12 protein-coding genes are annotated in these 13,425 nt (G+C 58.8%); 6 read left to right on the top strand and 6 right to left on the bottom strand.

Annotated elements, in window-relative coordinates; all coding sequences use genetic code 11:
- The first annotated feature begins 99 nt into the window (after positions 1 to 99).
- On the top strand, positions 100 to 1,530 hold the full coding sequence (sbcB, locus tag Q8R10_RS20670; RefSeq protein ID WP_305655994.1) for an exodeoxyribonuclease I: 1,431 nt from the start codon (positions 100 to 102) through the stop codon (positions 1,528 to 1,530).
- Positions 1,531 to 1,594: 64 nt separating this feature from the next.
- Here sbcB and mvaT read toward each other — a convergent pair whose 3' ends face one another.
- Positions 1,595 to 1,969 (bottom strand): histone-like nucleoid-structuring protein MvaT, encoded by a 375-nt coding sequence (gene mvaT / locus Q8R10_RS20665; RefSeq protein WP_305655992.1) that lies wholly within the window; start codon positions 1,967 to 1,969, stop codon positions 1,595 to 1,597.
- A gap of 518 nt (positions 1,970 to 2,487) precedes the next feature.
- Between mvaT and purU the strand changes: the two genes are divergently transcribed.
- Together purU and Q8R10_RS20655 are read left to right on the top strand one after the other, a co-directional pair.
- Positions 2,488 to 3,339 carry a formyltetrahydrofolate deformylase gene (purU, locus tag Q8R10_RS20660; RefSeq protein WP_305655990.1) on the top strand — a complete coding sequence of 284 codons (852 nt, stop codon included), beginning with the start codon at positions 2,488 to 2,490 and terminating at the stop codon, positions 3,337 to 3,339.
- 83 nt (positions 3,340 to 3,422) lie between these two features.
- On the top strand, positions 3,423 to 3,638 hold the full coding sequence (locus Q8R10_RS20655; protein WP_305655988.1) for a hypothetical protein: 216 nt from the start codon (positions 3,423 to 3,425) through the stop codon (positions 3,636 to 3,638).
- Between the two features lie 27 nt (positions 3,639 to 3,665).
- On the opposite strand, the gene Q8R10_RS20650 is transcribed toward Q8R10_RS20655, so the two are convergent.
- Positions 3,666 to 5,543, bottom strand: a complete 1,878-nt coding sequence (locus Q8R10_RS20650; protein WP_305655986.1) for a methyl-accepting chemotaxis protein — start codon at positions 5,541 to 5,543, stop codon at positions 3,666 to 3,668.
- Between the two features lie 351 nt (positions 5,544 to 5,894).
- The gene (locus Q8R10_RS20645) at positions 5,895 to 6,878 is read right to left on the bottom strand and encodes an NAD(P)/FAD-dependent oxidoreductase (RefSeq protein ID WP_305655984.1); all 984 of its coding nucleotides are present in this window, start codon (positions 6,876 to 6,878) and stop codon (positions 5,895 to 5,897) included.
- A gap of 197 nt (positions 6,879 to 7,075) precedes the next feature.
- Between Q8R10_RS20645 and Q8R10_RS20640 the strand changes: the two genes are divergently transcribed.
- The 3 genes from Q8R10_RS20640 (at position 7,076) to Q8R10_RS20630 (ending at position 10,488) form a co-directional block, all read left to right on the top strand.
- The gene (locus tag Q8R10_RS20640; protein WP_305655982.1) at positions 7,076 to 7,987 is read left to right on the top strand and encodes a TIGR01777 family oxidoreductase; all 912 of its coding nucleotides are present in this window, start codon (positions 7,076 to 7,078) and stop codon (positions 7,985 to 7,987) included.
- On the top strand, positions 7,984 to 9,006 hold the full coding sequence (gene hemH, locus Q8R10_RS20635) for a ferrochelatase (RefSeq protein ID WP_305655980.1): 1,023 nt from the start codon (positions 7,984 to 7,986) through the stop codon (positions 9,004 to 9,006). The genes Q8R10_RS20640 and hemH overlap by 4 nt, the downstream gene beginning before the upstream one ends.
- Before the next feature lie 144 nt (positions 9,007 to 9,150).
- Positions 9,151 to 10,488, top strand: a complete 1,338-nt coding sequence (locus tag Q8R10_RS20630; protein WP_305655978.1) for an MFS transporter — start codon at positions 9,151 to 9,153, stop codon at positions 10,486 to 10,488.
- Between the two features lie 155 nt (positions 10,489 to 10,643).
- On the opposite strand, the gene Q8R10_RS20625 is transcribed toward Q8R10_RS20630, so the two are convergent.
- From Q8R10_RS20625 to Q8R10_RS20615, 3 genes are all read right to left on the bottom strand, one after another.
- Positions 10,644 to 11,918: a uracil-xanthine permease family protein gene (locus Q8R10_RS20625; RefSeq protein WP_305655976.1), complete on the bottom strand. Its 1,275-nt coding sequence runs from the start codon at positions 11,916 to 11,918 to the stop codon at positions 10,644 to 10,646.
- A gap of 2 nt (positions 11,919 to 11,920) precedes the next feature.
- Positions 11,921 to 12,559, bottom strand: coding sequence for a uracil phosphoribosyltransferase (gene upp, locus Q8R10_RS20620; protein ID WP_305655975.1), 639 nt, complete (start codon positions 12,557 to 12,559; stop codon positions 11,921 to 11,923).
- Positions 12,560 to 12,657: 98 nt separating this feature from the next.
- Entirely contained in the window at positions 12,658 to 13,416 is a 759-nt protein-coding gene (locus Q8R10_RS20615; RefSeq protein ID WP_371133378.1) for a YoaK family protein, read from the bottom strand.
- Positions 13,417 to 13,425 lie beyond the last annotated feature (9 nt).

Here is a 13,425-nt window from a genome sequence, read left to right as displayed (position 1 = left end):
GGCTGCCATGCTAACGGCTCGCGTCGCTTGCTAGCAAGGCTCGCCAAGCTTTGTTGGCTATGCCTAAACTGCCGCCGCCACTCTGTTTAGGACTTTGCCGTGACGCCCAGCATTTTTTGGTATGACTTTGAGACCACCGGGATTAACCCGCGTTGTGATCGGCCGCTGCAGGTGGCCGGGATTCGCACCGACGAGGCGCTGAACGAAATCGGCACGCCGCTGAATATCTATTGTCAGCCCAGTGACGACATCCTGCCGCACCCCATGGCCTGCTTGATTACTGGCATCACCCCGCAACGTTTGGCCGAGCAGGGTTTACCCGAAGCCGAGTTTATGACCCGCCTGCATGCCGAGTTATCCATGCCGGGCACTTGTGGCACGGGCTACAACAGTTTGCGTTTTGATGATGAAGTGACTCGCTACAGCCTCTATCGCAACTTCTTCGATCCTTATGCGCGTGAATGGCAGGGAGGTAATACCCGCTGGGACTTGATTGATTTAGTCCGCACCGCCTATGCCCTGCGCCCCGAGGGATTTAACTGGCCGGAGGAAGAGGGTCGCGTCAGCCTTAAGTTGGAGCGCCTGACTAAAGAGAATGGCATTGAACACGCGCAGGCTCACGATGCCTTGAGCGATGTGCGGGCCACCATTGCCTTGGCGCGCTTAGTGCGTGAAAAACAGCCAAAGCTATACGAGTTTCTTTATCGCCAACGTAGCAAACCGCGAGTATTGGAGCAGATTCAATTGCTCCAGCCATTACTGCATGTGTCGGGGCGTTATTCGGCGGCGCGGCATTATCTGAGTGTGATTTTACCGCTGGCCTGGCATCCAAAAAATCGCAATGCATTGATCGTTTGCGATCTGCAACTTGACCCGCAAGTACTGCTGCAGTTGGATGGTGAAAGCTTGCGCCAGCGACTTTACACGCGCCGTGAGCAATTGGCGGAAGGTGAATTGCCGGTGCCGCTGAAGTTGTTGCACGTCAATCGTTGTCCGGTGCTGGCGCCTTTAACGGTATTGCGTGACAGCGATAAGCAGCGCTTGCAATTGGATTTGCCCGCCTGCCAGCAGCGCGCAATAACCTTGCGCGAGAATCAGGGCCTGTGGCGGGAAAAAATGCAGACTATTTATGCCGAGGAAGGCTTTGCACCCAGCGAAGATCCCGAGCAGCAGTTATATGACGGGTTTCTCGGAGAGCGTGATCGTCGACTCTGTGAGCAGGTGCGCCGCGCCGAACCCGAAGAATTAACCCGGCCAGTATGGCCATTTGATGACGCGCGCTTGCCTGAGTTACTGTTTCGTTACCGCGCCCGCAACTTCCCGCACACCCTAACACCGGGGGAAACTGAACGTTGGCAGTTGTTTTGTAAGCGGCGATTAACTGATCCGCAGTTTGGTGCGCCTAATACCCTGGAGGCTTTCGAGCAGGCTACGGCACAGGCCTTGTCTGGTGCTACAGTGGCTCAGCAGGCGTTGCTGGCGCAGTGGCAGGCTCATGCGCAGCAGTTGGCCACGCGCTTGTCGCTGTAGCCGGTCTTTTGGTCAGGCAATAAAAAACGCCAGCAGGCTGGCGTTTTTTATATAGCGGGGCAGCTTAGTCGAGCAGGGTGACCCAGCTTTCAACTACGTCGGAGCCCCACTTGGCTTTCCATTCTTTCAGGACTTTGTGATTGCCACCTTTGGTTTCAATCACGTCGCCGGTGTTTGGGTTTTTGTATTGCTTCATTTTACGAGCACGCTTGGTACCGGTAGTTTTGCTAACGCGAGCAACTTTGCCAGCTTTAGCTTGCGGATCAAGAATGGCGATGATGCTCGGCAGGGCTTTTTGATATTCAGCCATCAGTGCGCGCAGCTTGGTTTCGAATTCAAGCTCTTGCTTGAGCTTGTCGTTTTCCGACAGGCTTTTCAGGTGTGCTTGCAGTTCTTTGATTTGAGCTTCGGTTGAGCGGTATTCATTGACTAAGGACATTGGCTTTCCTATGAGTGTTCGATGGATCAGGGGAGTAGTGCTGGTAATAATAGTCAGGCAGTTACAGTCTGTAAACAAGTCAAATGAATTTATATAAAATAACTGCTTGTTGAATATTGCCTAGGCATAACTTTTCGAAGTGTTTGTCGCATAATGGGCTGACTTAAGCTGGGCGTGGATTGTGCGCTGGCTGTTAGCCACTGTTGTTACAGCTTGTTGCGCTCGGCGGTTAAGTACGCATCTGCACAGACACTATGTGCCGTGCTGATAGGTATTTGCCGCTTAGTAATACTGAAGTTTTCGCGGCCACTGGCGAGCAGCCTGTCGGACTTAGGACTGTCCTACTGCGGAAAAGCCGGGCTTGGTCATTTTTCGCGCTCTTTTTCGTTAAAGAGAGCGACTATTCGCCTCAAAAGAGCGCAAAAACTGCCTCAAACCGGTCTTTCCCTCGCTACGGACGCCTAAGCCCGGCAGGCTGCTAGAATGGCGGTCTTTGCCGTGCTTCTGGAGTTTTCTGTATGCGCACTTTTCGGCTGGTCATAGCCTGCCCGGACCGCGTTGGTATCGTTGCCAAGGTGAGTAATTTTTTGGCCACCTATAACGGCTGGATCACCGAGGCGAGTCACCATTCAGACAATCAGAATGGTTGGTTCTTTATGCGCCATGAGATTCGCGCCGATTCGCTGCCGTTTGATCTTGCCGGATTTCGCCAAGCGTTTGCGCCCATTGCCCAGGAGTTTTCCATGGACTGGCGGGTCACCGATTCGGCGCAAAAGAAGCGCGTGGTATTGATGGCCAGCCGCGAGTCGCATTGCCTGGCGGATTTGCTGCATCGCTGGCATAGCAATGAACTGGATTGCGAGATTCCCTGCGTCATCTCCAATCACGATGATTTACGCAGCATGGTTGAGTGGCACGGTATTGCCTTTGAGCATGTGCCGGTTGATCCGCAGAACAAGCAACCGGCCTTTGCCGAGGTTTCCCGGCTGGTCGAAGCCAGTCAGGCCGACGCCATAGTGCTGGCGCGCTATATGCAGATTCTGCCGCCACAACTCTGTCAGGCCTTTGCTAAACGGGTGATTAACATTCATCACAGCTTTTTGCCGTCGTTTGTGGGCGCCAAGCCCTATCACCAGGCCTCGTTGCGCGGGGTGAAGTTAATTGGCGCCACCTGTCACTACGTTACCGAAGAGCTGGATGCTGGCCCGATCATTGAGCAGGACGTGGCGCGCGTGACCCATCGCGACAGCATCGAAGACATGGTGCGCCTGGGTAAAGATGTTGAAAAAAGAGTGCTAGCGCGGGGCTTGCGCTTGCACTTGGAAGATCGGGTGCTGGTGCACGACAACAAAACAGTCTTGTTCGATTGACGCCGATTGCGTGACTGTTGCTGACTGGTCAGCCACGTGCCGGATAAAAGCACTTATAGCTGCGCCCGCATGCCGAGGTTGCCATGAATGATCCACTCGACCGCGCCGCCTCAAATCCGCCGGCAACGCTGGGGGAAGGGTGCGTCAGTCGTTATGACCCAGCTGAGCTAACCGGTGAGCATGGCGCCGACTTTGCCGCTGCCGCGCAGCTGTGGCGCCAATTGCAGGCGCCACTTGAACTAGCTACAGAGGCTGAACCGCTAAAGTCGCCACGCTCAGTCATCAACCAGACGCGCTGAGGCTGTCAGCGCGTCTGGTTCGCCTGGCTAGATGCGAAAGCTATTGACCAGTTGCTGCAGGCGCACGGCTTGCTGCTGCAGGTCATCGCAGGCGCGCAGGGTTTCCTGCAGGTTCTCGACGCCATGCTGATTGAGTTGATTGATTTCGTGGATGTCGACGTTCAGCGACTCGACCACTGAGGTTTGCTCCTCGGTGGCGGTGGCGACCGATTGGTTCATGCCATCGATCTCACCGATGCGCTGGGTCACGCTGCCGAGCCGTTCACCGGCCTGGTTGGCAATTTCGACACTCTCTTCGCTGTAACGCTGGCTCTCGGTCATGGTGATCATCGAGTCGCGCGAGCCGACTTGCAGCTCCTCAATCATTTGCTGAATTTCTTGTGCCGATTCCTGGGTGCGATGGGCGAGGTTGCGCACTTCATCGGCCACCACGGCAAAACCGCGGCCGGCCTCACCGGCACGCGCCGCTTCGATGGCGGCGTTGAGGGCCAGCAAGTTGGTTTGTTGGGAGATGCTTTTAATCACCTCAAGGATTTGGCCGATGTTCACGGTTTTGCTGTTGAGGGTTTCGATATTGCTGCAGGACGCGCTGATTTTGCTCGACAGCTCACTCATGGCGCGGATGGTTCTACCGACCACCTCGCGACCATCTTCGGCCAAGTGACGGGCATCGGAGGCCTGGTTCGACGCTTGGGCGGCATTGCGGGCGATCTCTTGAGCGGCGGCACCCAGTTCATTAATGGCGGCGGCGACGCTGTGGGTGCGGTTGGCCTGCTCGTCGGAGTTGGCCATCGACGAGGTCGAGGCATTGAGCACCAACTTGGCCACCTGATTGAGTTGGGCGGTGGTCGATGAGACCTCACGGATCGAGGTGTGAATGCGTTCGACAAACTGATTAAACGCGCCGGCCAGTTGGCCAAATTCGTCCTGGGATTGGATTTCCAGGCGTTTGGTTAAATCACCTTCACCCCTGGCGATGTCCTGCATGGCTTTGCCCATGGTCGCCAGGGGTTGCATCAGTACACGAATCAGCAGGCTGAGCAGGAAGATGATGCTGGTCACGGCAATGACGGTGGCGATGATGGCCGAGGTGCGAAAGGTGCTGAGCATTGCATAGGCTTTGCTTTTGTCGATGCTCAGGCCCACATGCCAGGTCACTGAAGGCAGGCCTTTGACCGGGCTGAAGGTGATCAGTCGGGTCTCGCCGTTTTGCTCCACTTCACTGAGTTTGTTGCTGAGCGCCGGGGTGTTCTTGGGAAATAGCTCACTGAGGTTTTTCATGATCAGACTGTTGTCTGGGTGCACCAGGATTTTGCCGTCGTCGCTGACCAAAAAGGCATAGCCGATGCCGTTGAAATTCAGTGAATTGATGATCTGTACCAGGGTTTTCAAACTCAGGTCGCCACCCACCACGCCGGCTTCCTGGGCTGGGGTGGCAATGGTGATAATCAGCTCCTTGGTGGCGGCGTCAATATAGGGTTCGGTAAGGGTGGTGCCGCCAGCGTTGCGGGCATCCTTGTACCAAGGGCGAACGCGCGGGTCGTAGTCGGCGGGCATTTCGTCATTGGGACGCATGATGAATTTGCCATCGCTGCTGCCCAGGTAGGTAAAGACAAAGGTTTTTGCCAGGGTCTTTTGTTCCAGTAGGCTGGCCACCGCGGCAGGTTCTGGGTTGCTTGAGATCGATTGCGACACGCTCTCGACCAGCAGGATTCGCCCGGATAACCAGTTCTGAATATTGTTGGCGGTGGCCTCACCCATCTCGCCTAAATAACTCTCAAGGTCATCGCCGATGGCGGTGCGTTGCAAGTAATCGTTGTACAGGGCAAACAACGAAAAGGCGGCGACTACGACTAACGACGCGGCGACTAGGATTTTTTGCCGAAACTGCAGGTTGATGGCCATGGCGAGGGGTGTTCCTTGTGTGTGGGCTGCAGCTTTGCGCGAGCCGCATGGGTATGCTCTGGTTCTCGGCACAATTGAGTAAAGCTTGAATAAGAGGAATGGCCAAATGCCTGTAACTAACCCGTTTATTTGTGGCGCCGACCCTGCTGGGCAGCCGGTTGCCCAGGCTCTGCGCTTGACCAATAACCATGGCTTGATCGGCAAGACCATGACCTTGCAGTGGCCGGCGCAGGCCTTCAGTTATGCTGTGGGGCATGACGCGGCAAAGCTCATGCGAGCTTCTTGCTGTGGTGCTGGCGGAGTTGTTTGAGTTGTTGCCGGGCGTGGCCTGCTGAACACGGCTGGGTCGCTCTACAAACGTTCCATCAGCCGGCGGGCGGCTTCTTGGCCGCTCAGCCAGGCGCCTTCAACTCGGCCCGATAAGCACCAGTCGCCACAGGCATACAAGCCTAAATCGGTATCGGCCAGCGCGCCCCATTGATGGGCCGTGGCTGGGCGGGCATAGAGCCAACGATGGGCCAGGCTGAACGCCGGTGCCGGCACCGCGCAGCCAATTAGCTCGGCAAAGGCGCCATGTAATTGCTCGATCACCGCCTCTTTGCTGAGGTCAATGTGCTGCTTGCTCCACTGGCTGCTGGCGTGCAGCACCCAGGTGTCCAGTTGGGTTTCGCGTCCAGGCTTGCTGCGATTACGCGCCAGCCAGTCCAACGGGCTGTCTTGCACAAAGCAGCCTTCAACTTCAGTTTGCAAGGGGCTGGTGAAACCCAGGGCAATCGCCCAGGTGGGTTCCATTACCACGCTGGCCGCGGCGCCTGCCAGTTTCGGTGCGGCCGCCAGTAAGGCGGTGGCTTGTGGCGCCGGCGTGGCGACTATCACCTGAGTGAAAGGGCCGTGGGTATTGCCTTCGGCGTCCAGCAGACTCCAATGGTGCTCGCCGCGAAACACCTCGGTAATCCGGCAGGAGAACTGTACCGGCATGCCGGCGAGCATGGCGCGGCTGATGGAGTTCATGCGTGGCGTGCCGACCCAGCGCACCTGTTCATCTGGCGAAAAACTCAGCTGGCCATGGCTGGCATGGTACAGCTTGGGCATCCAGTGCTCGACCCAGCCGCGTGCCTTCCACTGTTGCACCACGTCGACAAAATTGCGGTCGCGGGCGGTGAAATACTGCGCGCCCAGGTCGAGGGCGCCCGCATCGCTGCGTTTGCTGGCCATTCGGCCGCCGCTACCGCGACTCTTATCAAACAGTTGCACCGCGTGGCCGGCGGCTTGCAGGCTGTGGGCGGCGCTAATGCCGGCAATGCCGGTGCCGATAATGGCGATTGATGTGTTCATGCTTACCTCGGGCCGATGACGCTAGGCTATGTCTCTGTGCATATTCTGTACAATAACAATAGCTTGTATAGGTTTGCTCGATACCCTCAACAGTCTTCTTTAAGTGGGACGGCGCGTGGTGGTGGCCAAGACACGCGACGGCGTCATAAATCAGACTAGGGTGTTAGTTATGTTTTAGTCCATGCGAGGAAGATGCCATGCACATATTGCTGACCGGCGGTACTGGGCTGATTGGTCGTAGTCTTTGTTGTTATTGGTTGTCGCAGGGGCATAGCTTGGTGGTGTGCAGTCGCCAGCCTGAACAGGTGCCGCGTTTGTGTGGCGCACAGGTGCGTGGCATCCGCCAGCTGGCCGATTACGGTGAGCAACCTCTGGATGCGGTGGTTAATCTGGCCGGCGCACCGATTGCCGATCGGCCCTGGACTCGCAAGCGCAAAGCCTTGCTACTGGCCAGTCGGGTCGAGTTAACCGCGCAATTGGTCAGTTGGCTGGGGCAGCGTGCAGACAAGCCGCAGGTGCTGTTGTCGGGTTCGGCGCTGGGTTGGTATGGCGATGGTGGTGAGCATCTATTAACCGACGACTCGCCTGCTGTGGGCGATGATTTTGCCGCGCAGTTGTGCGCCGCTTGGGAGTTTGAAGCGCAACAAGCGCAAACCCTGGGCATCCGCGTGGTGCTGCTGCGTACGGGCTTGGTGCTGGCCCGTGACGGCGGCTTTTTGGCACGCTTGTTAACGCCTTTTAAGTTGGGGCTAGGAGGGCGGCTGGGGAATGGTCGACAATGGCTGCCGTGGATTCATTTGACCGATCAAGTCGCCTTAATTGATTTTCTATTGCTCCACCCAGATGCCAGCGGCGCCTTTAACGCCTGCGCGCCTGTGCCTGTACGCAACAGCGAATTCACCCAAGTTTTGGGGCGGGTTTTGCACCGGCCAACCCTATTGCCAGTGCCGGCCTGGGTGTTACGGGTGCTGCTGGGCGAGTTAGCCGGGCTGCTCTTGGGAGGCCAGCGGGCGTTGCCGAGTCGCTTAAGCGCGGCCGGTTTTGTGTTTCGTTTTAATGATGTGCAAACCGCCTTGAACGATCTTCTTGGCCCTGAGGATACTGCATGACCGAACAGGCATTACTGCTGGTTAATTTAGGTTCGCCGGCTTCGACCGAGGTGGCGGATGTGCGTCGTTACCTCAATGAGTTTTTGATGGACCCCTATGTCATCGACCTGCCGTGGCCGCTGCGGCGCCTGCTGGTGTCGTTGATTTTGTGGAAGCGGCCCGCCGCCTCGGCCCATGCCTACGCCTCCATTTGGTGGCCAGAAGGTTCGCCCTTAGTCGCTCTCAGCCGACGTTTGCAGAGGTTGATGCAACGCCAGTGGCAGACCGGTCCGGTGGAGTTGGCGATGCGTTACGGCGAGCCGTCCATCGAGACTGTGCTAAGCCGTTTGGTTGCTCAGGGGATTCGTCGCGTGACCCTGGCGCCGCTGTACCCGCAGTTTGCCGACAGCACAGTGACCACGGTGATTGAGGAGGCCAAGCGCGTGGTGCGGGTGCAGGCACTGGACATGCAGTTCTCGATTTTGCCGCCGTTTTACCAGCAGCCTGAATATATCGAGGCCTTGGCCGAGAGTGCCCGCGCCCATTTGGCCCAAGGCTTTGATCACCTGCTGCTGAGTTTTCACGGTTTGCCGGAGCGGCATCTGCACAAGCTCGACCCCAGCGGCGAGTGTTTAAAAGGTCCGGATTGCTGCCGCACGGCTGCGCCGCAAGTCATGGCCAACTGTTACCGTGCCCAATGCGTGCGCAGCGCCGAGTTGCTGGCGGCCAAGTTGGGCCTGCGGCCTGAGCAATGGTCGCTGTCCTTCCAGTCGCGACTGGGGCGGGCCAAGTGGATCGAACCCTACACCGAGGCGCACCTGACGGAATTGGCCGGTCAGGGGGTGAAAAAACTGCTGGTGATGTGCCCGGCCTTCGTTGCCGACTGCATCGAAACCTTAGAGGAAATTGGCATTCGCGGTCGCGAGCAGTTTCAGGCGGCCGGTGGTGCCGAGTTGCTGCTGGTGCCCTGTCTGAACGACCAGCCGAGCTGGGGCGTGGCGTTGAGCACGCTCTGTGAGCGCGCGCCGCAAGCCCTGTGACTGGCGAGTCATTCGCGCAAGGGCCGCTGCTGCATTCGCTGCATGGATAAGACCCGCTCGACGCTATAAGTGCGGCGCAGGCTAAGGCTAAGCTGCGGGCACTTTTAATCGTCGCGCACCGCGCAAACGGTGCCGGGAGCGTGCATGCATAACAATAAGAATGACTACCCGTCCAATTTTCGCGCCTGGGGCACGGTCAGTATCCTGATGCTGGCCTATGTGCTGTCGTTTATTGATCGGCAGATTCTCAACTTGCTGGTGGGGCCGATTCGCCGTGATCTGCTGATCAGCGACACCCAGATGAGCCTGCTGATGGGGCTGTCTTTCGCGCTGTTCTACACCATCTGCGGCATTCCTCTGGGGCGGCTGGCAGACACTAAAAGCCGGCGTGGGTTGATCGCCATTGGCGTGCTGTTTTGGAGCGCGATGACCGCCGCTTGCGGTATGGCTCGCTTGTATTGGCAGTTCTTGCTCTGCCGGATCGGTGTCGGTGTCGGTGAGGCGGCTCTGTCACCGGCGGCCTATTCGCTGATTGCCGACAGTTTCCCGGCCGAGCGCCGCGCCACCGCCATCAGCGTCTATTCGATGGGCGTCTATCTCGGTTCTGGCTTGGCTTTTTTGCTCGGTGGTCTGGTGATCAAGTTCGCCTCGGCCCAGGGCGATGTGTTGCTGCCGGTGCTCGGTGAAGTGCGGCCCTGGCAGCTAATTTTCTTGCTGCTCGGCGCCGCCGGGGTGCTCTTTACCCTGTTGATGCTGGCGGTGCGCGAGCCGGCGCGCCGTGGTGTCGGCGCCGGAGTGGCGGTGCCGCTGGCCGATGTGGGGCGGTATATCCGCGCCAATCGCCGCACCGTGCTTTGTCATAACTTCGGTTTTGCCGGCTTGGCTTTCGCCGGTTACGGCAGTGCAGCGTGGATTCCGACCTTCTTTATTCGCACCTACGGCTGGGATGCTGGCCATGTCGGGGTGGTCTACGGCAGTATTGTGGCGGTGTTTGGTTGCCTGGGGATTGTCTTTGGCGGGCGCCTGGCAGACTGGATGGCCAAGCGCGGGCGCACCGACGCCAATATGCGTGTCGGCCTGTATGCGGCGCTGGGTGCGCTACCTTTCGTGATGGCTTTCCCGCTGATGGGCAGTGCCAATCTGGCTGCCGTGCTGATGGCGCCCACGGTGTTCTGCCTGAGCATGCCATTCGGTGTGGCTCCGGCGGCGATTCAGGACATCATGCCCAACTCCATGCGCGGTCAGGCGTCGGCGATTTACCTGTTTGTCATCACCCTGATCGGCCTGGGGATTGGCCCAACGGCGGTGGCCTTGGTCACCGATTATGGCTTTGCCGACGATCAGGCCCTGCGCTACTCGCTGTTGATCGTCAGCAGCCTGGCGGTATTGAGCTCGATTTACCTCCTGAACAAAGGCTTGCAGCCCTACCGTGAAAGCGTGCTGCGCTTGCAGCAATGGGCGGCGCAACCTGGTCGCGGTTAATCCGGAGGGTTAAGTACGCCGCAAACCTCGTGGGAGGGGCTTTAGCCGCGATGCCTTGCGCTGTGTCAGTGAGCGCGGTGGGATGCGGGTCGCGGCTAAAGCCCCTCCTACAAAGAGCTACCGAACGGGTTCAGAGTCTTTCTTATGGCGCTCAATCAGAGCCCGGATTCCCCTGGGCGCTTGCGCTTCCAGTCATCGTGGCCCGGCAATAGCAGGTTCAGTGCGATGGCGATCAGGGCGCAGAGGGCGATGCCTTTTAGGCCGAAGTCGTCCGGGCCGGTGCCGCTGCCAATCAATACACCACCAATGCCAAACACCAGGGTCACCGACACAATCACCAGGTTGCGCGCCTCGCTGAGGTCGACCTGGTGACGGATCAAGGTGTTCATCCCGACCGCAGCGATGGTGCCGAACAGCAGACAGAGAATCCCGCCCATCACCGGTACTGGAATGCTCTGCAGCAGCGCGCCGAACTTGCCGATAAAGGCCAGGCTGATGGCGAACACGGCCGCCCAGGTCATGATTTTCGGGTTGTAGTTTTTGGTCAGCATCACCGCCCCGGTGACCTCGGCGTAGGTGGTGTTCGGTGGCCCGCCCAGCAAGCCGGCGGCGGTGGTGGCAATCCCGTCGCCGAACAGGGTGCGGTGCAGGCCGGGGCTCTTCAGGTAATCACGGCCGGTCACGCTGCCTACTGCGATAACGCCGCCGATATGTTCAATCGCCGGGGCTAGGGCGGCCGGCACGATAAACAGAATCGCCTGCCAGTTGAACTCCGGTGCGGTGAATTTGGGCAGCGCTAACCAGGGCGCGGCGGCGATGGCGGTGGTATCGACGACGCCAAAGACCAGCGCCAAGGCAAAGCCCACCAGCACGCCGGAGATGATCGGCACCAGGCGGAAAATCCCCTTGGCAAACACCGCCACTATCAAGGTGGTCAGCAGCGCCGGCATGGAAATCAGCATGGCGGTGCGGTAGGCGATCAACTCGGTGCCGTCGCCACTCTTGCCCATAGCCATATTGGCGGCGATCGGCGCCATGGCCAGGCCGATGGAGATAATCACTGGGCCGATCACCACCGGTGGCAGCAGTCGATCAATAAAGCCGGTGCCTTTGATCTTCACGGCCAGGCCGAGAAAGGTGTAAACAAAACCCGCCGCCATCACCCCGCCCATGGTCGCCGCCAGACCAAATTGGCCCTTGGCGAGAATGATCGGGCTGATAAAGGCGAAGCTTGAGGCCAAAAACACCGGCACCTGGCGCTTGGTGACCAGTTGAAACAATAGGGTGCCGAGCCCCGCGGTAAACAGCGCCACGTTGGGGTCAAGGCCGGTAATCAGCGGCATCAGCACCAGGGCGCCGAAGGCGACAAACAGCATCTGCGCGCCGGCTAATACCTGACGCCAGAGTGGATCGTTAAATTCACTGGGCATGTTCAGGCGTCTTTTTGTTTGGTGCCGAAAATTTTATCGCCGGCATCACCGAGGCCGGGAATGATATAGCCGTGCTCGTTCAGGCGTTGGTCGACCGAGGCGGTGAAAATCATCACCTCCGGGTGGGCGTTGTGCACCGCCTGGATGCCTTCGGGGGCGGCCACCAAGACCATGGCGCGGATCTCCTTGCAGCCGGCGCGTTTCAGCAGGTCAATGGTGGCGACCATGGAGCCGCCGGTGGCCAGCATCGGGTCGATGATCAGCGCCAGGCGCTCGTCGATCTCCGGTACCAGTTTTTCCAGATAGGTGTGGGCTTGCAGGGTTTGCTCATTGCGGGCGACGCCGACCGCGCTGACCTTGGCGCCGGGGATCAGGCTGAGCACACCATCGAGCATGCCGATGCCGGCACGCAGAATCGGCACCACGGTGATCTTCTTGCCGGCGATTTTCTCCACCGCTACGGTGCCGCACCAGCCCTGAATCTCGATGCTTTCCAGGGGCAGATCGGCGGTGGCCTCGTAGGTCAGCAGGGCGCCCACTTCCTGGGCCAGTTCGCGAAAGCTCTTGGTGCTGATATCGGCCCGGCGCATCAGCCCCAGCTTGTGACGGATCAGGGGGTGGCGGATTTCACGAACAGGCATGGCTAAGACTCCGGCGCGGTATTAACAGTGCCGCTAGGTTAAACACAGCGGGCGCCAATTGCAGCTCTTTGTCTTAGCTATTGCCGGTGTCGGTGGGCTTATTGGCTGCGTCGGCGCAGCACGAAACTCAAATCGTCCAGCGCCGGCACAATCGCCAGGGTCACCAAGGCCAGCGCCAGCGGCACCGTGGACAGGTAGCCAATATGCTTAAACCCCAGGGCGCCAAGCACTCCGCCCAGGCTGAAGCACAGCGCCAGCAGGCTGAGTGTTTTGAGCTTGTTGCGATCGGCCAGCACCTTGGGCTGTTGCGGTGCTTTGCGGCGATTGCAATAGCAGAGCTTGCCCAGCTCAATACCGATGTCGGTGACTATGCCGGTGATGTGGGTGGTGCGGATTTCTGCCTTGGACAGCTTGGTGATCAGCGCATTTTGCAGCCCCATGATGAAGCACAAGAGCATCACGGTGACCGGTACAAACAGGCCGTCGATGGTCGACAGACGCGCGCCGAGCAAGCCAAAACCGAGCAGCAGCAGGGCTTCGAGCAGCAGCGGCAGGGCGAATTCGCTGTGCATTAGCCGGCGCCGCGAATAATTGACCATCACCGCGCAGCAGGCGGCCCCGAGCAAGAAGCACAGCAGCCCGCCGGCGCCGCTGAGCACCAGTTCATAAGCACCAAGTACCAGGTTGTCGGCCATCGACGAGACGATACCGGTCATGTGCGAGGTGTACTGCTGCACCGCGAGAAAGCCGCCGGCATTGATGGCGCCCGCCACCAAGGCCAGGGTAAAACCAAGTTGGCGATTGGCATGGGGGCTGCGCTGGCGTCCAGTCAAGCGGCGGGCATAGGCGAGGGGCATGAGGTGTTC

This window comes from Pseudomonas sp., assembly GCF_030698175.1.
Lineage (GTDB): Bacteria > Pseudomonadota > Gammaproteobacteria > Pseudomonadales > Pseudomonadaceae > Aquipseudomonas.
This window is presented reverse-complemented; position numbering and strand designations above follow the sequence as displayed.

Coding starts and splice junctions, on each gene's coding strand:
- purU (WP_305655990.1), top strand. CDS start 2,488: ATGCGCACTTTTCGGCTGGTCATAGCCTGCCCGGACCGCGTTGGTATC.
- Q8R10_RS20615 (WP_371133378.1), bottom strand. CDS start 13,416: ATGCCCCTCGCCTATGCCCGCCGCTTGACTGGACGCCAGCGCAGCCCC.
- upp (WP_305655975.1), bottom strand. CDS start 12,559: ATGCCTGTTCGTGAAATCCGCCACCCCCTGATCCGTCACAAGCTGGGG.
- Q8R10_RS20655 (WP_305655988.1), top strand. CDS start 3,423: ATGAATGATCCACTCGACCGCGCCGCCTCAAATCCGCCGGCAACGCTG.
- Q8R10_RS20625 (WP_305655976.1), bottom strand. CDS start 11,918: ATGCCCAGTGAATTTAACGATCCACTCTGGCGTCAGGTATTAGCCGGC.
- Q8R10_RS20640 (WP_305655982.1), top strand. CDS start 7,076: ATGCACATATTGCTGACCGGCGGTACTGGGCTGATTGGTCGTAGTCTT.
- Q8R10_RS20630 (WP_305655978.1), top strand. CDS start 9,151: ATGCATAACAATAAGAATGACTACCCGTCCAATTTTCGCGCCTGGGGC.
- Q8R10_RS20645 (WP_305655984.1), bottom strand. CDS start 6,878: ATGAACACATCAATCGCCATTATCGGCACCGGCATTGCCGGCATTAGC.
- Q8R10_RS20650 (WP_305655986.1), bottom strand. CDS start 5,543: ATGGCCATCAACCTGCAGTTTCGGCAAAAAATCCTAGTCGCCGCGTCG.
- mvaT (WP_305655992.1), bottom strand. CDS start 1,969: ATGTCCTTAGTCAATGAATACCGCTCAACCGAAGCTCAAATCAAAGAA.
- hemH (WP_305655980.1), top strand. CDS start 7,984: ATGACCGAACAGGCATTACTGCTGGTTAATTTAGGTTCGCCGGCTTCG.